We start from the raw sequence: 21602 nt of genomic DNA on the forward strand, positions 1-21602 counted from the left end.
TTAAGTCATCAATACTGTTCGGAAATTCTGTACGTTTTTCAAAGCAGTGCCTGTTCCGCGCACTACAGCTCTCAGCGGATCTTCTGCAATGTGGATTGGAAGTTTGGTCTTCTGATGAAGTCTCTTGTCAAGACCTTTCAGAAGCGCTCCCCCACCGGTAAGGTGAATACCGTTATCATAGATATCTGCGGAAAGTTCCGGAGGAGAAATCTCCAATGCTTTCAATACAGCTTCTTCTATTTTCGAAACTGATTTGTCCAGAGAGAATGCAATCTCAGAATAAGAAACCTTGATCACTTTGGGAATACCGGTCATCAAGTCACGACCTCTGATCTCATAATCTTCCGGTGGATCATCGAGCTCTGTCAAGGCAGAACCAATTGCGATTTTTACTTTTTCAGCAGAGCGCTCACCGATCAGCAGGTTGTGCTGACGGCGCATGTAGTCCAGGATGTCTTTGGTGAAGGTATCACCGGCAACCCTGATACTCTGATCTGCTACAATTCCAGACAGGGCGATCAATGCGATCTCCGTGGTACCGCCTCCTATATCCACGATCATGGATCCCATAGGTTTCTCGATGTCGATCCCGATCCCGATGGCCGCTGCAATTGGCTCGAAGATCATGTATACCTCTTTGGCTCCTGCATGCTCTGCGGAGTCACGCACAGCCCTTTTTTCGACTTCGGTGATGCCCGAAGGAATGCAGATTACCATCCGGTGCGACTGGGGAAACAAGCCTTTTTTCTGTCCCGGGATCATTTTGATCAAGCCCCTGATCATTTGTTCGGCGGCATAGAAATCGGCGATTACCCCATCCTTCAGCGGACGGATAGTTTTTATGTTTTCATGCGTTTTCTCATGCATGTTCATTGCTTCACGACCCACTGCCAACACGCGATTGGTGGTTTTGTCTATTGCGATGATTGAAGGTTCATCTACTACAATTTTATCTTTATGAATGATCAGGGTATTTGCGGTACCGAGGTCAATTGCAATATCACTAGAGAAAAAGTCAAATAATCCCATTGTTAGGTATTGAGTGTATTTACTGGAGTTAAGAGTTTAATATACTATGCTAAGCATTCATATTAAACGGGGGTCGGCAAAATTATTATCTTAATGGGACAAATTTGATAGAATCGGGATATTTTTTGGGAACAAAATCAAATGATTCCCATACAGCTTTAGTTTGTTGGGGATTTTCACATTGAAAAAAAACCTAATTATCTCTAGCTCTTGATTTAGCGGTCTCATTGTTTTTAGTGCAAAATTATTTTACCTTTGCGTCGTATTCGAAAGTTTCTGGAGGGGACACCATATGGTCCCCTCTTTCATTATGCATACTATGACTGAATTGAAACAAGCTATCGAAGAGATTGTTGAGAAGCATCTTCCGGATGAGAATCATTTCATTGTAGAGGTGAAGATGTCTGAGAAATCAGGTAAAAAGCTTCTCAATATCCTTCTTGACGCTGATGAAGGGGTGACTATCCAGGCTTGCGCTAAGCTAAGCAGGGCAGTTTCGGAAGAGTTGGAGGCAAAAGATTTGATGCCAGAAGCCTATATTCTGGAGGTTTCTTCTCCAGGGTTGGATTTTCCTTTGAGTAGTAGAAGGCAGTTTCAGAAAAATATCAACAGAGAGCTAAAGATTTCTTTGACCTCGGGAGAGGAAATCGTAGGCAAACTACTAGAAGTGACAGAAACCGGTGTAAAGCTACTGGTTAAAAAGAAGAAGGAAAAAGGCAAAAAAGCCACTGAGGAGGAAATATCTCTCCCTTTTGAAGAGATGAAGAAATCAATTGTACAAGTATCTTTTAAATAAATCAAATGGATGCCAAAGTCTTAATAGAGTCCTTCGCTGAATTTGCGAGATCTAAAAATGTGGATCGACCTACAATGATCCGTATCTTGGAAGATGTGTTCAGAGCGATGATTCGCAAGAAGTTTGAAACGGATGAGAACTTCGATGTGACCATTAACGCTGATCAAGGTGACCTTGAGATATTCCGTATCCGCGAAATTGTCGATGACAATTCAGAGGATATTTGGGATTTAGATAAAATCAGCTTTACGGAAGCCCGTAAGATTGAGCCTGATTTTGAAGTAGGAGAAGAAGTTTACGAGAAAATTGAATTGGAGGATTTTGGAAGACGTGCTGTACAGATGGCCCGTCAGACATTGATCCAGAGAATCAAGGACCTCGAGAAGGATATCCTTTACAATAAATATGAGGAGCTGGTAGGAGAGATCGTAAGTGCTGAAGTTTATCAGATACTAGGAAGAGAAATTCTTCTGATGGATGGCGAAGGTAACGAGTTGATTTTGCCTAAGGCAGAGCAGATTTCAAAAGATCGCTTCAGAAAAGGAGATACTGTGAAGGCTATTGTCCACAGAGTGGATATGTCCAATGGCAATCCCAAGATCATTCTATCCAGGACTTCCCCTGTCTTCTTGGAGCGTCTGTTTGAAAATGAAGTGCCAGAGGTCTATGATGGGTTGATAACAATTATTAAAATTGTAAGAGAGCCAGGAGAAAGAGCCAAAGTGGCGGTTGAATCTTACGATGATCGAATAGATCCTGTAGGTGCCTGTGTAGGAATGAAAGGGTCAAGAATCCATGCTGTGGTTAGAGAATTGCAGAATGAAAACATTGATGTAATTAACTATACAGAAAATCTGGATCTTTATGTCACCAGGGCATTGAGCCCTGCCAAGGTGTCTTCAATTTCCGTTAATGAAGAGACCAAAAGATTATCCGTATTCCTTAAGCCGGATCAAGTATCTCTTGCGATCGGTAAAGGCGGATATAACATCAAACTTGCCAGTAGATTGGTAGGTTATGAGATCGACGTATTCCGTGAATTGAACGAATACGAGGAAGAAGATGTCGATTTGATGGAGTTTGTTGATGAAATCGACAGCTGGATCATCGACGAATTAAAGAAAACAGGCTTAGATACTGCGAAGAGCGTATTGAGCTTGACTAAAGAGGACCTGACCCGAAGAACAGAACTTGAAGAAGAAACTGTGGATGAGATATTCAGGATCCTCGGACAAGAATTTGATCAGTAAATCGGGCGTAAGTTCCCGTGTAATACCCTAATTATTTAAGATTTCGAAAGAAGTTTTTGCTTATGTCAGAAGAAAAAATGATGCGTTTAGGCCAAATAGCCAGAAAACTCAACGTGGGTACGGCAACCATAGTTGAGTCCTTGGCTAAAAAGGGCTATGAGGTGGAGAATAATCCGAATTCAAAAATCAACATGAATCAAGTGGAGATGTTGAATAAGGAATTCAAATCTTCTGCCCTGGATAAAGAGGAGGCATCGCACCTCTCTATAGGGAAGCGCCATGAGCCTATTTCTATGGAGCCTGAAACTCCAAAGGAAGAGCCAAAGCCAGCAGTGCCACCAGCTCCTGCCCCGGCACCTGCGCCTAAAGCAGCCGAAGCTCCTAAGCCAGCTGCCCCGGCACCAGCGCCCGCGCCGACTCCAGCTCCCGACCCTGCCCCAAAAGCAGCCGAAGAGCCTAAGCCTGCGCCGTCTTCTGTGCCTACTCCGCCTGCCGAGCCGGAGAAAATTTCTGCCGAACCCCCAAAATTAGAGGGTATTAAAGTTTTGGGAAAAATTGACTTGAGCAAAAACACTTCCCCTGCGCCAAAGCATAAGCAACAGTATGGTCAGCATAAACATGGTCAAAAACACGGAGAGGCAAGAAAACCATATCCTGCCCAGCAGCCGAAAAACCAGCCGAAGCCTGCGCAGGAAGTAAAAAAACCAACTGCTCCTCCTGCACCTCAGGAAAAGAAAGAGCAACCTACTCCAGCGCCACAGCAGCCGAAAGCACCGGTTATTCCGCCTGAGGAGAACACTGTGATTTCCGCAAAAGCAGAGTCCCTTAAAGGGCTTACCGTGCTTGGTAAAATAGAACTGCCTGCAGATCGACCTAAGAAAAAAGGCGGTCCTGTAGCATCTTCTGATGAAAGGGGCAGAGACAAAAAACGGCCGCGCAAGCGTATAGATAAGCCGGGAGGATCAGGTCAAGGCAACCGTCCAGGCGGTGCCCAAGCTGGTAGGCCTCAGCAAGCTGGAGGAAATCGTCCAGGTGGAAACCAACAAAGAGGAGGGGCTCCAAGCAGAGTACAGAAAGCAGAGCCAACTCAAAAAGAAATTCAGGATCAAATCAAGCAGACTTTAGCCCGTCTTCAAGGTAAAAGCGCAGGAGGGGGAAAAGGCAAGAGCCGTAGAGATAAGAAAGCGGAAAGAGATAGAGATGTAGATTTTGAAACCGAAGAGACAAAAATCTTAAAGGTAACAGAATTTATCTCTGCAAATGACTTGGCAGCATTGATGGACCTGTCTGTGAATCAGGTTATTTCTGCCTGTATGTCTTTGGGCATGTTTGTGTCGATCAACCAGCGACTTGACGCCGAAGCTATTACAATCATTGCTGATGAATTTGGGTATGAAGTAGAATTTACTAAATCTATTGAAGATGAAATCGAGGTAGAGGAGGAAGATTCTCCTGAGGAGTTGGTAGAACGTGCACCTATCGTTACCATCATGGGTCACGTGGATCACGGTAAGACTTCCTTGCTGGATTATATCCGTATGTCAAAAGTAACTGCAGATGAGGCAGGGGGGATCACCCAGCACATCGGAGCTTATGATGTAATGACTAAAACCGGCCATAAGATTGCATTCCTGGATACTCCAGGTCATGAAGCCTTTACAGCGATGAGAGCACGGGGTGCGAAAATCACCGATGTGGCCATTATCGTAATTGCGGCTGATGATAGCATCATGCCTCAGACTAAGGAAGCGATCAACCATGCACAGGTAGCCGGTGTGCCTATGATCTTTGCGATCAACAAAATAGATAGACCAAACGCCAACCCTGCCAAGATCAAAGAGGAGCTTGCTAACATGAATCTCTTGATTGAAGAGTGGGGTGGTAAATATCAATCTCAGGATATCTCGGCCAAAACGGGTGAAGGTATTGACGATTTACTGGAGAAAGTTCTCCTGGAATCTGAGGTATTGGAACTCACCGCTAATCCGGACAAAAATGCAGCGGGTACAGTGATTGAAGCATCTCTGGATAAAGGACGTGGTTATGTTTCTACAATCATGGTTCAAGCAGGTACGCTAAGAATTGGTGATATCATTCTTGCTGGCCAGCATCACGGTCGTGTCAAAGCGATGTTTGACCATAAAGGCAAGAAGCTAAAAGAAGCAGGACCTTCTACACCTGTTCAGGTGCTGGGACTTGGTGGAGCGCCTCAAGCGGGCGATATCATCAAAGTCTACGACACTGAGCGTGAAGCTAGAGATATTGCCAACTCAAGAGAGCAAATCCAAAGAGAGCAAAGCTTAAGGACTAAGAAACACATTACCTTAGATGAAATCGGACGTCGTCTGGCTATCGGTTCATTTAAAGAATTGAATATCATCATTAAAGGTGATGTGGATGGATCTGTAGAAGCACTTTCTGATTCCCTGTTGAAACTTTCTAAGGATGAAGTGAAAGTGAGCATAATCCACAAAGGCGTTGGACAGATCTCTGAGTCTGATGTATTGCTGGCCTCAGCTTCAGATGCCATTATCCTTGGATTCCAGGTAAGACCTTCTTCCAATGCGAAGAAGTTGGCTGAGCAGGAAGAGATCGAAATCAGGCATTACTCTATCATCTACGATGCGATTAACCAGATCAAAGATGCTATCGAGGGTATGCTGGAGCCGGAATTCGAAGAAGTGATCACCGGTAACATCCAGGTTCGTGAAGTATTCAAGATTACAAAGGTAGGTACTGTTGCAGGTTCATACGTTACGGATGGTTTTATCACCAGAAAGAACAAAATCCGTGTGATCAGAGACGGTATCGTAATCCACGAAGGAGAGATCGACCAATTGAAGCGATTCAAGGACGATGTAGCAGAAGTGAAAGCGGGTTACGAATGTGGTATCTCCATCAAGGGTTTCAACAATATCGAGATTGATGATACCATCGAAGGGTATGAGATGAAAGAGATCAAGCGCAAGAAGTAATTTCTGCGAGATAATAAAATGAGAAGGAACAGCATCGCTGTTCCTTTTTTAGTTTTACGGGATGATGACAGCCATACTATATCTGATTTGGTTTATGTTTTATTTTGCGCTATTTAGCCTCGTGCTAGGCTTAATACGTCCGGTATTTGTGCTTTGGTTTATGGATAGGATGAACCGCCTTAAAGTCCTTAAAATCTATGGGGTTTCAGCTATTGTTCTTTTGGGTATTTTAATTTTTTCAGAATATTATTTTAGTTAATTGAAATTTTTAGCGAATGATTTTGATTTAGATGGTTTTAATAAAATATCTTTACAATTATTATAAGCAAGTGTTGGTTTTACAAATTGAATTTTAATACTTTTCGAATTGTAATAAACCCAGAATTGAAGAACTTCATTTCCATATTTCTTTTAGCGTGTTTTGCCATCTATCATTTTGGCTATTATGCATTCTATTTTTCGTATGATCAGCATCTGGAGAATAGGTGGAAGGAGATTATTTATAGTGAAAATTCCCTAGAAGCGGAGGAGAAGTTAATTGAAGTACCGCTTTCTATGCCGTATATGGCAAATCAAGAAGAATTTCATCCTACTAACACGCCATACGAAAACGATGGGAAATATTACAGGATAATCAAACAGCGATATCAAAATGATACACTGCAATTGATTGTGATGCCCGATGCCGGGCGCCGGGTTCTGGATAATACGGTTAAGAAATGGGTTTCTTTACTTGTTGGAGATGAATTACCACAAGATCAAAAGAACAGTATTACGTTGAAGTTTTTTGTAAAGGACTATCTTCAGCCAAACCCTTTTTTATTTAAGGCTTACTCACAATCAACTATAGACTATGCAGTATGCGGTCTCTTTTTTCAGCATGTAAATCCAACTGAAGGTATTGACACCCCACCTCCTCAGTTTTCTTGATTCTATTTTTAATTAGTGCCATCTGTGCTCATGGAATTTGTATTCCATGGCTATAGATGATATGTGTCTCTTTCCCTTCACTTGACAGAGGGGAACTGTGCGCATACTTACTTATAGAGAATCAAAAATTCATTTTATGAAATCGACACGATTAAAATCATCATTAATCCACACAGGGCAGTGATTATTTTAATCGTCAAAGATTCCATGTGACCATAAAAAAATCAATTATAAACACATGAAAAAATACTTCAGGACGCTGATCCTGCTATGCGCAGGGTTGGGGCTGTCTTATCAATCCTTGGCACAAACTCCCACAGACGGGTTGATGATGCCAAAGGGGGATATCTGTTTCCTGCTCAATTTTGAGTATGGGCAATTTGATCATTATTGGGAGGGAGAGACCCTTCGGAAAAACGGAACGATAGCCAAGGTGCAGCGTAGAACGGCTATGGTAATGGCAGCCTATGGAATTACCAAGCGATTGGATGTGTATGCTGGGCTTCCTTACGTGAGTACCAATTCTACTACGCCAAATGGTGGAAAGTTTGCCGGAACTTCTGGGATCCAGGATCTGGCACTGGGGCTAAAGTATGAAGCCCTTCGCAAAAAAGGTGAAAAAGGTGAGTTGACTGTATTCGGTTCTGTGTTATTCTCAACGCCTGTATCCAATTATCTTTCAGATTATCAGCCGTATAGTTTGGGTATTGGTGCCCCTCAACTTGCGTGGCGAGCATTGGTAGAGTATGAGTGGAACTCTGGGGTGTATCTCCGAGGTCAAGCTGGCTACATCTGGAAAGGATATACTGAAGCTGAACGTGAATATTACTATAACGACGGAAGCTACTTCACATCATGGATGGATGTGCCCAGTGCCTGGACTTACGAAGCTGTAGTGGGTAAATGGTTTATGAATAAATCCTTTAGGGCAGAATTGAGCTATAATTCTTCGAGATCTACCTCTGGTGATGACATTCGGGCATACAATGCGCCTCAGCCTACCAACAAAGTGGATATGGATCGTGTGGGAGTATTTGCACAATATTTTTTCAACAAGCCAAAAGGATTGGGCGTGGTAGCATCTTATAGCCGTGTAATCCATGGCAGAAATGCTCCTGAGATGACAGCAATCAGTGCTGGAGTTACCTATCAATTCGGCCTTTTCTCTCCTAAAAATTGAACAAATGAAAATACTTCGACTAATACTATTATCTCTGGTTACTGGAATTCTACTGGCAGCATGTTCCATGGATTTGGAAACTGAACTGGAATATCAAAGCTATGAGTTTTCAGGAATAGATGAGAATGCAGGTACTTGGAAGCCGATTTTAATTTCCTCAGGAAGCCAACTTTCAATAGACACACCTTCGGGAGTAGAATCTGCTGAGTTTTTGGCTGAGGTCGAAAACGTGAAGTCTACCATAGCTTCTATGTCCGGTGACCAACGGAAAAATGTAGATCATTGGACAAACAATGCGGTACTTCGTTGGAATGAAGTTGCACTTGGGCTGATAGCCAAGTATAATTTGATTCCGGGTCCAAACGAAGATGAATCCTATACGCTTCCTAGTCCAGCCAACCCGGCTGGTCCACCCGTGTTTCCTTTTGCGCATCCGCCTTATGCGAGTCGGGCCTTGGCATACCTTTCTGTAGCCCAATACGATGGATTGATTGCAGCATGGCATTATAAATTCCAGTTTAAAAGACCTGCACCTTATCAGGTTGATTTGGATATTCCCCATGCGTATGTAGCTAATAATTTGCCTTCATATCCTTCTGAAGGAGCGGTTTTAGCTACAGTTTCCAGAAAAATATTAACTGCGATGTTTCCTTTGGAGGCAGACTACTTGAAAGAGTTGGAAGAGCAGCATCTGGAAAGCTTGATTTTGGCTGGAGAAAATGTGCCAAGCGACTTAGAAGCAGGAAAAAAGATAGGGGAGGAAATAGCAGGGATTGCTCTCGCAAGAGCAGCTGATGACGGGATGAAATATGCCCAGTCTCCTAAGGCAGTTTCAGATTCCCTGAGAGCAGCGGCATTTGAAAGATTTGGATGGCAGTGGGAAAATCTCGAAAGTCCGGTTCGTCCGGTTGGATTGACCCCGCTTTTTGGACAGGTGAAAATGTGGAGCGTCCCAAATGTGGAAGATACCCGGCCTGTGGTTCCACCGGCTCTGGATTCGGATGCATTTAAGAAAGATGTAAAGATCTTACAGGATTATGCAGATAATGTCACGCATGAACGAAGAAGGATCGCCAATTTCTGGCAAGACGGTCTTGGTACCTACACTCCTCCGGGACACTGGAATGATATCGCAGGGGAATTTATCCTCAAATACAAGCTTAATTCTATACGGACTGCCCGCGTCTTTGCCTACATGAATATGGCGATCATGGACGGTGGGATCAGCTGCTGGGATGCCAAGTACTACTATTACTACCCTCGACCCATCCAGCTGATCAAGGATTTTGAGACGATTGCGGGCACGCCAAATTTCCCAAGCTATACATCTGGACATTCTGTTTTCTCCGCAGCTGCAGCGGAGGTATTAACTTATGTATTTCCTCAGGAAGGAACACTCTTTCAAGACTGGGCGGAAGAAGCAGCTATCTCCAGGGTTTATGGAGGAATCCATTGGACTTTTGATGCGACAGTAGGAACCACCCAAGGAAGGGATGTAGCCCAATACACAATTGATGTCGCCAAAATGGACGGCGCAGATAATTAATATCGAAACACTAAACACATGAAATCATCAAAGATTCCATGTGACAATAAAAAATCAAATTATAATCGTATGCAAAATTATACCAAAATACTAGTGTTAGCTATCGCGATGTCTTTAGCTTATCTAAATACTTACGCACAAGGCTGCGTGGCAATCAGACAATTCTCTGGCCTCGGGAATGCTGTAGGTCAGGGAAATATTCTCAATCAGGGTGAATGGAACGTCAGTGCCAACTACCGCTATTTCAAATCATTTAGACACTTTGGGGGAACGGAGGAACACCCCAATCGGGTAGAACAGGGCACCGAAGTGATCAATAAGCAGCATGGTCTGGATATCAATATCAGCTATGCCTTTTCGGAGCGGCTTTACGGAATCGTATCTCTTCCTTTTCAATACAATGAACGTAGTTCCCTGTATGAACATAATCGGACTGATAGACATACTACTTATTCCAAAGGATTCGGAGACATGCGGATCGGAGCTGGATACTGGCTGCTTTCAGGTGAAAAAGCCAAAAAAGGAAATACAGCAATTGGGCTTGGAGTCAAATTCCCAACTGGTGATTATGCCGCCACTAGTACCTTCTATAGAGGGGATGAAGGAACACCTACTGAAATGACTGTCGATCAATCTATTCAGTTGGGAGATGGAGGTACTGGCCTGATCGTGGATTTCCAGGGGCTCTGGAATGTAGGAGGGACTTTCTTCTGGTATTATGATGGGTTTTATATGTTCAACCCCAAAGAAACGAATGGAACTCCTACCAATAGAAGCCGTCCTAACGAAGCAATCATGAGTGTTCCGGATCAGTTTGCCCTGAGAACTGGGGTTTTTAAGTCATTTGAAAAAATCCACGGGCTAGGCGTTTCCCTTGGTGGAAGAATTGAAGGGATTCCTGTCCGTGACGCTTTTGGCGGAAGTGAAGGGTTTAGAAGACCTGGCTACATTATTTCTGTAGAGCCAGGGGTAAGCTATATGCTGGGAAATGTGACAGGAACCCTGAATGTTCCTATAGCTTTATTAAGAAACAGGACTCAAAGTGTAACAGACATTGAAAATTCCACGCCTGACAAGGTGGTTCATGGTGATGCGGCCTTTGCTGATTACCTGATCAATTTCACAGTAGCAGTGAGGATTCCAAAGAAAGCTAAAGAGGTATTTAATTCACTTTAATCTTACTAACCCCAAAAGCAGCATTGCCTTTGGGGTTTTGTTCTTTTATGCCCAGTGCCAATTTCCTTTAAGATGGATTTCCCATAGTTCACTGGGATTTTGTGCCATACCTAGGAAGATACCCGAGTTCACCACCCTCTAAATAACTAGTCCTATGAAATCGACACGATTAAAATCATCATTAAAATACACAGGGCAATGATTATTTTAATCGTCAAAGATTCCATGTGGCCATAAAAAAATCAATTATAAACTCATGAAAATCTTGTTTTACTTTGGTTTAGGCTTTTTGCTGGTGTTTGAATTTCTGAAAATTTATTTCATCATGCCCTTTCCGGGCAGCCAGCAATGGGATAGCATTGATTTCGCCTACTTCCTGCATCGCTACAAAGCTGTGTTTTGGACGGTCGCTTTGATTTTGACAGGCATTGGCTTCAAACCGGCCATATTAGGTTCAAAAAAATGGATTCCCTTCGGTTGCCTTATTTTGACTGTAGGTCTGATCGGTTTCTTCAATTTCAAAATGGCAGCGGATGCGATGTTCAAAGAGCCGGAATCGCTAACCTTTGAAACTAAGGACGAATTTACAGGAAGTGATAGTATGCTCGTTGTGGTTACTGGTGATGAATTTGTCTCCAAAGCTTATCCTGTCCGCTATCTGGTATATCATCATCAGGTAAGGGATGTTATCGGCAGTGATCCGGTAATGGTCACTTATTGCAGTGTCTGTCGGACGGGTAGGGTCTTTTCTCCCTATATCAATGGCAAAGAAGAGTCTTTCAGATTAGTAGGGATGGACTATTTCAATGCGATGTTTGAAGACTCCCAGACAGGTAGCTGGTGGCAGCAAGCAACAGGGGAGGCTATTGCCGGACCCCTTAAAGGGCAAAAGCTAGAAGAGTTGGAGGCGTTGCAGATGAGTGCCTACACGTTTTTCCGTTCCTATCCCAATGGATTGATTATGGAGCCTGACCCAGCTTTCCTTTCCAGCTATGACTCTCTTGGAAAATACGAGCTTGGAAAAAGCGAGAGTAAGCTTACCGGTACCGACCCTTTTTCGTGGAATGAAAAGTCCTGGGTGATCGGTATCATCCTGGATGGGAAATCCAAAGCGTATGACTGGAATGCGTTGAAGGAAAAACGGATCATTCACGATGAAATAGGAGGAGAGTCAATCGTGCTTTTGCTTTCCAGTGATTCACAGAGTTTTGTGGTTTTCAAGCGAAGAGCAACCGATTTCTTTACATGGAAAAACGACATCCTGACCTCAGATCTTGGGGAAACTTACTCCTATACCGGAAAATCCCAAGATCTCAATTATCCCGACCTTGAGCGGGTTCCTGCATACCAGGAGTTCTGGCACAGCTGGAGAACCTTCAGACCAAATTCAACAAAATACCCATAATAATAGACCAAAATAACCATGCCCCATATTGATTTAGAAGAACATCTACCCGGAATCACCAGCCTTTTGGAGTATCGCAGAGATTCCGCTGAACCAATCAGAAACCTGACTCAACTCCTGATGCGGGGAGCTTCCACGCTGACGGAAGGGGAACGGGAACTGATAGCGACTGTGGTTTCTCATGGAAACCAATGTCGCTTTTGCACCGCAGCTCATGCCTCAGTGACCAATAGTCTATTGGGAGAATGCGAAACAGTCGAAGCAATAAAGCAGGATATCGAAACAGCCCCCGTTACGGAGAAAATGAAAGCACTGCTTTCGATTGCCTCACTGGTTCAAAAAAGCGGTAAGTTGGTGACCTCTGAGTCAGTTGGCCGTGCCAAAAGTGCGGGAGCTACAGATCTTGAAATACATGATACGGTACTGATCGCAGCGCTTTTTTCTCTGTACAACAGGTATGTGGACGGTCTTGCGACCAACATGCCAAAGGACGAATCGTACTTCAAAAATCTGACTGAGCGTCTGACTACACAGGGATATAGAAGAAACCCTGGAGGCTACGATCATTTGAAAGAAGTTGTAAACCTCGATAAGCCATGAGAAAGCATCTATTGACGGTTTTTTTACTGGTGTTGTTAAGTTCTGTGACAACCGCTCAGACGGTTCTTAAAGGGAAGGTGCTAGCTGCTGATAGCGGAGAGGTGATCGTAGGTGCCACAGTGATGATCAAAGGTAGACTCACAGGGACAGTGACAGATAACCTTGGCGCATTTGAACTTCCCACTTCTGTGTCATTTCCCCTTACGTTGGATATTTCATATTTGGGCTATCAAAAAACCAGTGTTGAAGTCTCGAATTCAGAACCGATTATCATCCGGCTGGAAATTGCCACCGAACTTTTGGGGGAAGTAGTCTTTTCAGCTTCAAGGATTGAGGAAACAATTTTCCAATCCCCGGTAACCATCGATAAAATGGATATGAAAGTGATCCGGCAAACACCTTCATTTAGCTTCTATGACGGAATTCAAAATCTCAAAGGAGTCGATCTGGTCACAAGTGGGTTGACCTATAAACAGATAAACACCAGAGGTTTTAATGAAATAGGAAACCCTAGATTTCTTCAGCTCATAGATGGTGTGGATAATCAAACACCGGGTTTGAATTTTGCAGTAGGTAATCTTTTTGGTTCTAACGATCTGGATATGGAAAGTGTAGAACTGATCCCCGGGGCAGCATCAGCATTATACGGGCCGGTGGCCTTCAATGGGGTTTTGATGATGCGGACCAAAGACCCATTCCTCTATCAGGGACTAAGTGTACAAGCTAAAACCGGAATAAACCATCTCAGTGAGGCCTATACTGATCCATCCGGAATTTATGATTTTTCACTACGATATGCCAAAGCATTTAATAACAAATTCGCCTTTAAGCTTAACGCGTCAGCTTTTAAAGGATTGGATTGGTACGCCACAAATTATGAGGATATCGATGCCTTGACTCCGCCTGAGCAGAGAGGAGACACTAATCCTGCTCGCGATGCCCTGAACATTTACGGTGATGAAGTCGCTGTGACTATTCCGGACATAGGAAGGGTAGCGCGGACAGGATATGAGGAAAAAGACCTGATGGATTACAATTCAAAAGGATTGGGCGTAAATGCGTCTTTGCATTATCGGATCAATGAAAATATGGAATTGAGCTATGGATATCAATGGGGGAAAGGTAAGGCTGCTTATACGGGGAGTAACCGCTTTATGCTAAACAACTTTGTTCTTCAACAACACAAGCTGGAATTGAAAGGGAGCAATTTCTTTGTTCGTGGGTACATGGTGTCAGAGGATTCTCATGACTCATACAATTCCCGTGCTCTTGGTCAGCATATCAACCGGACTTGGGTAAAAGATTTGAATGGTCAGATAGTATCTCCTGATGAAGCTGATGCAACCTGGTTTGAAAGGTACGGTGCAGCATACAATGGCTTGGTTTCGAGTGTGAGTGGAGGGGATCATTCTTTAGCAAGGACTTTTGCGGATGAGGGTAGATTTGTCCCCGGCACTGCGGAATACGAGAATGAAAAAAATCGACTAATCCATGTTCAAGGCCTTGATGGAGCGGGGATACTTAGCCAAAGCCGTTTTTATCATGCCGAAGGGCAGTATGACTTCAGCAGACATATCGGATTTGTGGACCTGTTGGTAGGCGGGAATTTCAGGCTCTATGACATGTTTACAAATGGTACCTTGTATGATGATGTGGACAAAGCTATAATCATTAAAGAAGGAGGAGCCTTTGTCCAGGTATCCAAGCATTTTTTGGATAGCAAACTCCGGTTTACCGTTTCCGAGCGATATGACAAGAATCAAAACTTTGATGGCAGATTCACACCTAGAATTGCTGGCGTTTTCACTCCTTCCGAACGACATAGCTTTAGAGCTTCGTATCAAAACGGTTTTAGAAACCCTACTCCGGGGGATCAATACATCCATCTCAATGTAGGGCCGATAATTATTTTGGGGGGCGTACCGGGTAATAGTGAAGGGTTGAATGTATATGAGAATTCTTACACAGCATCTTCCGTAGGCGCATTTGGGACTGCTTTTGGACAGGAAGTAGGCTCAGGAGTACCATTTGAAGAGGCTTTAATGGATAACATGCCACTTCTCAAACAATCAGATGTGGATTACATCAAACCTGAGCGGATATCCACATTTGATCTGGGATATAGGGGAGCCTGGGGGAATAATTTCTCTGTAGATATCAATTACTACACTAGTCGATACACAGATTTTATCATCAACACCGTGGTGATTCGACCGGATAATGAAATCCTGCTTCCTGATGGTAGCATGAGCCCTATGGCTGCGGCAGATATCCTAACAGGGAATATCCAGGCTTTTCAACTATATACAAATGCCTCTGATGTGGTTTCTTCTCAAGGGGTCTCACTTGGGCTCAATTATACCTTTTCGAAAGGCTACTTGTTGGGAGCAACCGGAACTTGGGCGTCTTTCGATCTTATGGATGCAGATGCCGAAAATGTTCCCGCATTCAATACACCCGAGTTCAAAACCGGGGTCACCTTCGGGAATGCCGAGGTTACTGACCGATTGGGTTTCAATGTAGCCTGGAGATGGCAGGATGGATTTGACTGGAGAGGCACTTTGACGCAGCTGAGTCCCGGAAGGATTGAAGCCTACACTATGATTGATGCACAATTAAGCTATAAACTGCCGGGCATGAAGTCTGTGGTAAAGATCGGAGCTAACAATCTTTTGAACAATCAGGTGTATCAGGCATACGGATCACCGACTGTGGGAGGTATGTATTATATCAGTTTGACTTTTGATGAAATGTTCCGGTGATTCCTCAGACTATTTCCTTGAAAAATGCCAAAATTCAGGGAGAGAGAATTATCTCTCCCTATCTCTGGGGAGTGTTTTTTATTTGCTTTCTGGCGAATGTCAGTGGGGGAGTAGTTTCCACCATCGCATCGGTGTATTTGCCGGTTATTTCGGCAGAAATGTCTAGGATGACGATGGGAGAAAGAGCAGCTGAAGATGTGAGTGCCTATATCAATGCGCTGTATTTGGTAGGCTGGGCTACGGGAGGTTTATTTTGGGGCATAGTGTCAGATAGATTGGGCAGGTCTAGAGCGCTTAGTTTATGTCTGGCTTCAGTAGGTATTTTTACACTAATGGTTTCTTTTGCCCCATCATGGGGTCTAGTGGTGGTTTTTCGTCTCTTGGGAGGATTTGCAGTAGGAGGGGTGATGGTAATAACGATGACATTGCTATCTGAAATATGGCCTTCAGAGACAAGGTCGCAGGTAATGGGAATTGTGTCGGTGGGTTTCCCTGTTGGGATATTCTCATCAGGGCTGATTAATGCCCTTGTGAGTAATTGGAGGCAGGCATTTTGGATTGGAGTTGTTCCAATTGCCTTGGCTGTGTTTGGTTTTCTTATAATCAGGGAATCATCACAATGGCTCTTTTCAAAACAATTGAAAAGCGGTAAAAACCAAGAGAAACTATTCCCAAAAACCCCTGGGCTGTTCTACGGAGCGATGATATTCGGCACCATGCTGATTGTACTTTGGTCAATATTTTCTTGGATGCCTACTTGGGTCCAGAGTATTCTTTCTGGATCTGATGGACAGACTGAACGGGGAGCAATAATGATGATTTTGGGTGGAGGAGGGATTCTGGGTGGAATATTGTCCGGGTGGATAGTTAAGGTTTTGGGTGAAAGAAAAGCTTTGCTCATATGCTTTTTGGGAGTTTTCGGCATGTCAGTCTTTCTATTCGGTTTTATGCGAGAATTCTCAGGTTGGGTTTATTTGGGAGCAGTGATCCTTTCTTTTTTCTTTGGAATCAGCCAAGGCGTGCTTTCCTTTTATATTCCCCAGCTATTTGAAGTAACTGTGCGGGCCCGTGCTACTGGCTTTTGTTTCAATGCCGGCAGATTTGTCACTGCTGCAGCAGTCTTCTCCTTAGGAATGCTTGTTTCCTTTTTTGGGGGATATGGAAATGCACTTTTAGGCTTTTCAATCCTTCTGGTTCCAGGGTTTCTTTTTGTCCTTTTCAGTGCACCTTATCAATCAAAACAATAAAAATGTCTTATATAGATTTAGGAAATGACCTTCCGGGAATTCGAAGTCTGGTGACTTTTCGTCCAGATACAGGAAAGCACTTGTATGATTTGGCCAGGGTAATTTTGGCAGAAAACAATTCGCTGTCAAAAGCGGAGAGGGAACTTATAGCCGCTCACGTTTCTAACCTGAATGGCTGTATATTTTGTACGCAAAGCCATGCCTCTGCGGCAAGGTATGCATTTCAGGAGCAATCATCGTTGGTGGACGAAGTACTGAAGTCAGGAAAATCCACCCAGCTAAGTCCCAAGATGAACGTCTTACTGGAAATCGCCGGGATTGTACAGCAAAGCGGGAAGCTTGTTTCAAAAGAACTGATTGATTCAGCGAAGAAGCTAGGGACTAAGGACATGGAAATTCACGACACGGTCCTGATAGCTGCGGTATTTTGTATGTTTAATAGGTATGTAGATGGGCTTCAGGCATATACCCCAATGGATGATGCTGACTATAAATATATGGGAGAAAGAATGATCACCCTTCAATATCAATTTCCAATACAATAAACACTATACTGAAATGGCGCATATAGATTTAAATAATGACCTTCCCGGAATCCGGGGACTGATGGCTTTCCGGCCGGAAGTGGCCGCGCATTTGAATGAACTCGCTGAACTGCTCCTAAGGGCTGATAATTCTCTTTCCAGAGGAGAGCGGGAGCTTATCGGGACATATGTTTCTTATCTAAATGACTGTGCCTATTGCCAGTCAGCACACCAGGTTTTGGCACAGCATTATATGGAATGTGGACTGGAAGAAATGGAGAAAATAAAGCGAAATCCGGAAACTTCAGATCTCCCACCAAAACTAAAGACGTTATTGGCTATCGCAAAGTGCGTCCAACTAGGTGGAAATGCGGTAAGTGAGAACGTAATAAATCTGGCAAGGAAAGAAGGGGCCACAGATCTGGAAATTCATGATACAGTTTTGATTGCGGCTTCTTTCTGTATGTTTAACAGGTATGTGGATGGATTGGGGACACATGCACCCTCTGATATCCAGTTTTATTTGGGTAGGGCAGAAAGTCGGGCCAAGGAAGGATATGCTGCTTACAATCCGCTTCATTAGGGGTTATATCTTCGCCGGTTCCCTAACTTCTTTTTTCAAGCTTTTCGTAGCCAAAATCATTAATGAAATTGCTAAAACAAATAGGAGAGCTGCAATGATAGAAAGTACATAGACCTCATCTTGGAAGTTTTTCCAGGCGAAAAGCCCTAGGGAAGAAAGTGTAACGGTGAACATGAAAAACATCGGAATGGTCACAAAGAGTGCATTGATATTTTTCTTGATCAGCCATACTGCAATGGTCAATAATGCAAGGGCCGCCAATAGTTGATTTGCGGAGCCGAAAATTGGCCAAAGGGTAGTGAATTCGCCTGATAGCAATAATAAAATGGAGAATATGACTACGATTCCTGTAGAAGCATACCGGTTTTTTGCCAAAAACTGGCCAGCCGCCTGAGGTACGTCTTCGAAATATTCCTGTAAAGTAAATCTAGCCAGTCTGGTACAGGTGTCCAGGGTAGTAAGTGCAAAGGCAGAAACGGTCAGGGCTACAAAGCCTACCGCAAATTCTTCTGAGATTCCCAGAGTGGAGATCATTCCTCCAAGACCGGTAGAGAAAAGAGCAACAGGGCCTTCTCCGGAGAGACGGGATATGTATTCTGATCTTGTCAAGATGACCACAGCCCCTACTGAGATGATCGCAAGAAATGATTCAATCAGCATTCCCCCAAATCCTACCAGTTTGGCATCTGACTCCTTGTCCAGTTGCTTGGAAGTGGTGCCTGAAGCCACTAGGGAATGAAATCCACTGATGGCACCACAGGCAATAGTTACAAAGAGGACAGGGAAAATATAGCCTAGATTTTCATCAGAAACATGGATTTCGTTGCTCATCTGTATCTCAGGGTTGGCGATGAAAACACCCAATACCCCGGCGATAATCAATCCGTAAAGTAAAAAACTGTTCAGGTAGTCTCGTGGCTGTAACAACATACTTACCGGGGTCACTGAGGCCAGAAATGCATAGGCTAAGAGCACCAGAATCCAGATTTTGTAATCCAGCGTAAAGGGGATTTTCATGCCCAGGTACACAAAGAAGTACATCAGGATCACTCCGACAACAGAGATGATGAGAAACGCAGTCTTTTTATTGCCCACTGATTTATTAACTATCCCAAAAGCTATAGCTAACAAAATAAACAGGATGGATGCCGAAGCTACCCCTGGGTTTGTAACAAATGTTTTGGCAATAATGTCGGCGAATACGCCGATTACCAAAATTAATGTGGAAAAACTGAAGATAACAAAGAGCTGCTTTCCCTTCATCCCGATTTGATTTCGGATGATTACCCCGATTGATTTTCCATTGGTCTTCAGCGAAGTAGCCATGCTTCCTAGGTCATGTACCGCGCCAAAGAAAATCCCTCCTACCAAAATCCAGATCACAGCCGGTATCCACCCAAAGGTCACTGCTATGATAGGTCCTACAATCGGACCCGCCCCGGCAATGGAAGCAAAATGATGCCCCAAAACCACAATTGGTTTACTTGGCTCATAATCTACTCCGTCCCGGTGCGTATGTGACGGAGCTGGGTTTTTATCGCTTAAACCAAATTTCCGGTATACAATTTTACCGTAAATGGTATAGGCCAAAAACAAGATGACTGCTGAAATGAGAAGGAGAACGGCAAGGTTCATGAATGGAAATTTGGAAGTTGTGAGATTTTTCAGTGAAAAACCTATGCTAATTGGTTGATTTCAAAATAAGGCAATTTATACTTCTCCCCAAAGTAAAGTTTATCACCTTACTTGGTTTACTGTTTTTCGGACTCTTTCATCACTTCAGCAGGGGCGGGCAAATTGTTATTTGATTTGGTCTCCCACCGTCAATACCTGCCCATCTTTTAACAATTGGGTCTTCAGATTTTCATAGGGAAGATCTTGGACACTGGTTCCGTTTTCTAATGCCATCACTGCCGCAGTAGCTCCGGATTGTCCCAAGATCATGAACACAGGTTCCATCCGGATCGAACCAAATGCATTATGACTTGCGGAAACTGCTACAGGAACGACGAGATTTGTGATTTCCTCTTTTTTGGGAACAATGGAACCATAGGCTATCTCGTAGGGACCAGGCAATCCAACTCCTATATCCCCTTCATTTTGGACATGCCCATTTTCATCTATAAAGCGCTGAATATTATGGGAATCAATGGTGTATGATCCCATGCCCACTGACTCTGGGGTAGGTTTTTTCTGAAGCAATTCGTTTTCTGTCATTACGTATTTGCCGATCATCCTTCTCGCTTCCCTTACATAGATTTGATGTGGCCAGTTGCCATTATCAATAAATTCATCCTTCGCCAATCCCCATTTCTGAAATTCTTCCTGGGTTTCTTTAGGCACTCTAGGATCATTTGCCACAAAGTAAAGCAGCCCTTTCTGATAGTTTTCATGCTCTTTGATGATCTCTTTTCTTCGCTCATAACTAGCCTCTGGATATTCATAGTTCATTCCAATATTGTCAGAGCTAAAAGGGCCATGGTTGTTTGTGTCTGTTTTCCTGTTGGGGATCATATCGAATTTATCAAACCATTCCCTCCAGCCTGCATCGAAGATTCGTACCAAGAGCTCGTACTGGGTGGAATCGTAATTGTCGGGTTTTGGAAAAGGAACCCTGTTGTCTGGATGATTGGACATGCAGGTTCTGAAGCAATATGCTTGGATTTTATTGTCACCTTCTCCCTTCACTCCCGGGTCTTCTGCACTAATTTTTGGGATGAGTCCAGAGGATGGGTCGCCGGGAATCCAGTACGGATCAATAGGGTTGTCCAGGACCTGGAAATGGTGGCGGTGGTGATAAACACCGGTTTGGATACCATTCCATTCCTCATTATATACACTGGTTGCTTCCCTTCCTACATGATAACTCACCCCGGCTGCGGCCATCAGGTCACCTTCATACGTAGCATCGATAAACATTCTACCCTTGAATTCCTTTCCGTTCAATGTCCTGATGGCAGTAATCTTTCCATCTTCCACAGTTACCCCTGCGTCCCTGTCCAACCACTCGTCGCGATAAAGTTCTATTCCCATTTCCTTTATCCATTCGTCAAAAACTTCCTCTGCGACGTGTGGCTCAAAGATCCACATCGTCCGCTGATCTCCGTCTATAGCCGGTGTACCCTGGCCTTTGTTTCCAAAATCAGACGGGTCTTCCCATTTCCACGCGCCTTCTTGCTGGTACTTATTGTATACCCGTTGGTAAAATTCGCGGGAAAGCCCACCGATCACCTCCTTTTTACCGGTGTCAGTCCAGCCCAATCCACCCGAAGAGAGCCCTCCCAAATGCGTATCCGGTGATATGAGTAGAACGGATTTCCCCATTTTCTTGGCTTGGATTGCTGCTGTAATTGCCCCTGAAGTCCCTCCGTATACAATCACGTCGGTTATGTTTTCCTGTTTTTCTCTTGGGCTGCAGGATACTAAAGCATGGATTGCCAAAAAAGATAAGATGCAGAATTTAATGCTGTCTATGATTTTCATGTGTTTATAATTGTTTTTAAGGCCATATGGAATCTCGCACGGCGTATAATCATTCCTCTGTGTGTTGCGTGCAACATGCTCGATTTCATGAGTTTAATGTTTAAAAGTAGCAGGTG

Annotated in this window: 16 protein-coding genes; 13 read left to right on the plus strand and 3 right to left on the minus strand. The window is 43.8% G+C overall.

Annotated features, from left to right (window positions below):
• Window positions 1–1029 (minus strand): rod shape-determining protein, encoded by a 1029-nt coding sequence (locus AS141_RS17945; protein ID WP_057939075.1) that lies wholly within the window; start codon window positions 1027–1029, stop codon window positions 1–3.
• 319 nt (window positions 1030–1348) lie between these two features.
• Here AS141_RS17945 and AS141_RS17950 point away from each other — a divergent pair, with 319 nt between their 5' ends.
• The 13 genes from AS141_RS17950 to AS141_RS18015 all read left to right on the plus strand — a co-directional run bounded on the left by AS141_RS17950 (window position 1349) and on the right by AS141_RS18015 (window position 18003).
• A complete protein-coding gene (locus tag AS141_RS17950) occupies window positions 1349–1825 on the plus strand; it encodes a ribosome maturation factor RimP (protein ID WP_057939184.1) in 477 nt (158 codons plus the stop codon).
• Window positions 1826–1830: 5 nt separating this feature from the next.
• Window positions 1831–3075: a transcription termination factor NusA gene (gene nusA, locus AS141_RS17955; RefSeq protein ID WP_057939076.1), complete on the plus strand. Its 1245-nt coding sequence runs from the start codon at window positions 1831–1833 to the stop codon at window positions 3073–3075.
• Between the two features lie 62 nt (window positions 3076–3137).
• Entirely contained in the window at window positions 3138–6050 is a 2913-nt protein-coding gene (infB, locus tag AS141_RS17960; RefSeq protein WP_057939077.1) for a translation initiation factor IF-2, read from the plus strand.
• Between the two features lie 384 nt (window positions 6051–6434).
• Window positions 6435–6980, plus strand: a complete 546-nt coding sequence (locus AS141_RS17970) for a hypothetical protein (RefSeq protein ID WP_157243527.1) — start codon at window positions 6435–6437, stop codon at window positions 6978–6980.
• Between the two features lie 238 nt (window positions 6981–7218).
• Complete coding sequence (locus tag AS141_RS17975) at window positions 7219–8160, plus strand: hypothetical protein (protein ID WP_057939080.1); 942 nt, start codon at window positions 7219–7221, stop codon at window positions 8158–8160.
• 4 nt (window positions 8161–8164) lie between these two features.
• On the plus strand, window positions 8165–9706 hold the full coding sequence (locus tag AS141_RS17980; protein ID WP_057939081.1) for a phosphatase PAP2 family protein: 1542 nt from the start codon (window positions 8165–8167) through the stop codon (window positions 9704–9706).
• 69 nt (window positions 9707–9775) lie between these two features.
• Entirely contained in the window at window positions 9776–10882 is a 1107-nt protein-coding gene (locus AS141_RS17985; RefSeq protein WP_057939082.1) for a hypothetical protein, read from the plus strand.
• Between the two features lie 256 nt (window positions 10883–11138).
• A complete protein-coding gene (locus AS141_RS17990; RefSeq protein WP_057939083.1) occupies window positions 11139–12287 on the plus strand; it encodes a DUF3179 domain-containing (seleno)protein in 1149 nt (382 codons plus the stop codon).
• Between the two features lie 18 nt (window positions 12288–12305).
• Window positions 12306–12887: a carboxymuconolactone decarboxylase family protein gene (locus AS141_RS17995; protein ID WP_057939084.1), complete on the plus strand. Its 582-nt coding sequence runs from the start codon at window positions 12306–12308 to the stop codon at window positions 12885–12887.
• Window positions 12884–15649, plus strand: a complete 2766-nt coding sequence (locus tag AS141_RS18000) for a TonB-dependent receptor (RefSeq protein ID WP_057939085.1) — start codon at window positions 12884–12886, stop codon at window positions 15647–15649. The genes AS141_RS17995 and AS141_RS18000 overlap by 4 nt, the downstream gene beginning before the upstream one ends.
• A gap of 17 nt (window positions 15650–15666) precedes the next feature.
• Window positions 15667–16896 carry an MFS transporter gene (locus tag AS141_RS18005; protein WP_157243528.1) on the plus strand — a complete coding sequence of 410 codons (1230 nt, stop codon included), beginning with the start codon at window positions 15667–15669 and terminating at the stop codon, window positions 16894–16896.
• Between the two features lie 2 nt (window positions 16897–16898).
• Window positions 16899–17441, plus strand: a complete 543-nt coding sequence (locus AS141_RS18010; protein ID WP_057939087.1) for a carboxymuconolactone decarboxylase family protein — start codon at window positions 16899–16901, stop codon at window positions 17439–17441.
• Between the two features lie 13 nt (window positions 17442–17454).
• Window positions 17455–18003, plus strand: coding sequence for a carboxymuconolactone decarboxylase family protein (locus AS141_RS18015; RefSeq protein ID WP_057939088.1), 549 nt, complete (start codon window positions 17455–17457; stop codon window positions 18001–18003).
• A 3-nt stretch (window positions 18004–18006) separates the two neighbouring features.
• Here AS141_RS18015 and AS141_RS18020 read toward each other — a convergent pair whose 3' ends face one another.
• Entirely contained in the window at window positions 18007–19638 is a 1632-nt protein-coding gene (locus AS141_RS18020; RefSeq protein WP_057939089.1) for a carbon starvation CstA family protein, read from the minus strand.
• A gap of 165 nt (window positions 19639–19803) precedes the next feature.
• Window positions 19804–21486, minus strand: a complete 1683-nt coding sequence (locus tag AS141_RS18025) for an FAD-dependent oxidoreductase (RefSeq protein WP_057939090.1) — start codon at window positions 21484–21486, stop codon at window positions 19804–19806.
• Window positions 21487–21602: the final 116 nt, after the last annotated feature.

It is taken from the genome of Algoriphagus resistens, from assembly GCF_001442615.1.
Taxonomy (GTDB): Bacteria; Bacteroidota; Bacteroidia; order Cytophagales; family Cyclobacteriaceae; genus Algoriphagus; species Algoriphagus resistens.

Coding starts and splice junctions, on each gene's coding strand:
- AS141_RS18000 (WP_057939085.1), top strand. CDS start 12,884: ATGAGAAAGCATCTATTGACGGTTTTTTTACTGGTGTTGTTAAGTTCT.
- AS141_RS18025 (WP_057939090.1), bottom strand. CDS start 21,486: ATGAAAATCATAGACAGCATTAAATTCTGCATCTTATCTTTTTTGGCA.
- AS141_RS17980 (WP_057939081.1), top strand. CDS start 8,165: ATGAAAATACTTCGACTAATACTATTATCTCTGGTTACTGGAATTCTA.
- AS141_RS17945 (WP_057939075.1), bottom strand. CDS start 1,029: ATGGGATTATTTGACTTTTTCTCTAGTGATATTGCAATTGACCTCGGT.
- infB (WP_057939077.1), top strand. CDS start 3,138: ATGTCAGAAGAAAAAATGATGCGTTTAGGCCAAATAGCCAGAAAACTC.
- AS141_RS17985 (WP_057939082.1), top strand. CDS start 9,776: ATGCAAAATTATACCAAAATACTAGTGTTAGCTATCGCGATGTCTTTA.
- AS141_RS18015 (WP_057939088.1), top strand. CDS start 17,455: ATGGCGCATATAGATTTAAATAATGACCTTCCCGGAATCCGGGGACTG.
- AS141_RS18010 (WP_057939087.1), top strand. CDS start 16,899: ATGTCTTATATAGATTTAGGAAATGACCTTCCGGGAATTCGAAGTCTG.
- AS141_RS17975 (WP_057939080.1), top strand. CDS start 7,219: ATGAAAAAATACTTCAGGACGCTGATCCTGCTATGCGCAGGGTTGGGG.
- AS141_RS18020 (WP_057939089.1), bottom strand. CDS start 19,638: ATGAACCTTGCCGTTCTCCTTCTCATTTCAGCAGTCATCTTGTTTTTG.
- AS141_RS17950 (WP_057939184.1), top strand. CDS start 1,349: ATGACTGAATTGAAACAAGCTATCGAAGAGATTGTTGAGAAGCATCTT.
- AS141_RS17995 (WP_057939084.1), top strand. CDS start 12,306: ATGCCCCATATTGATTTAGAAGAACATCTACCCGGAATCACCAGCCTT.
- AS141_RS17990 (WP_057939083.1), top strand. CDS start 11,139: ATGAAAATCTTGTTTTACTTTGGTTTAGGCTTTTTGCTGGTGTTTGAA.
- nusA (WP_057939076.1), top strand. CDS start 1,831: ATGGATGCCAAAGTCTTAATAGAGTCCTTCGCTGAATTTGCGAGATCT.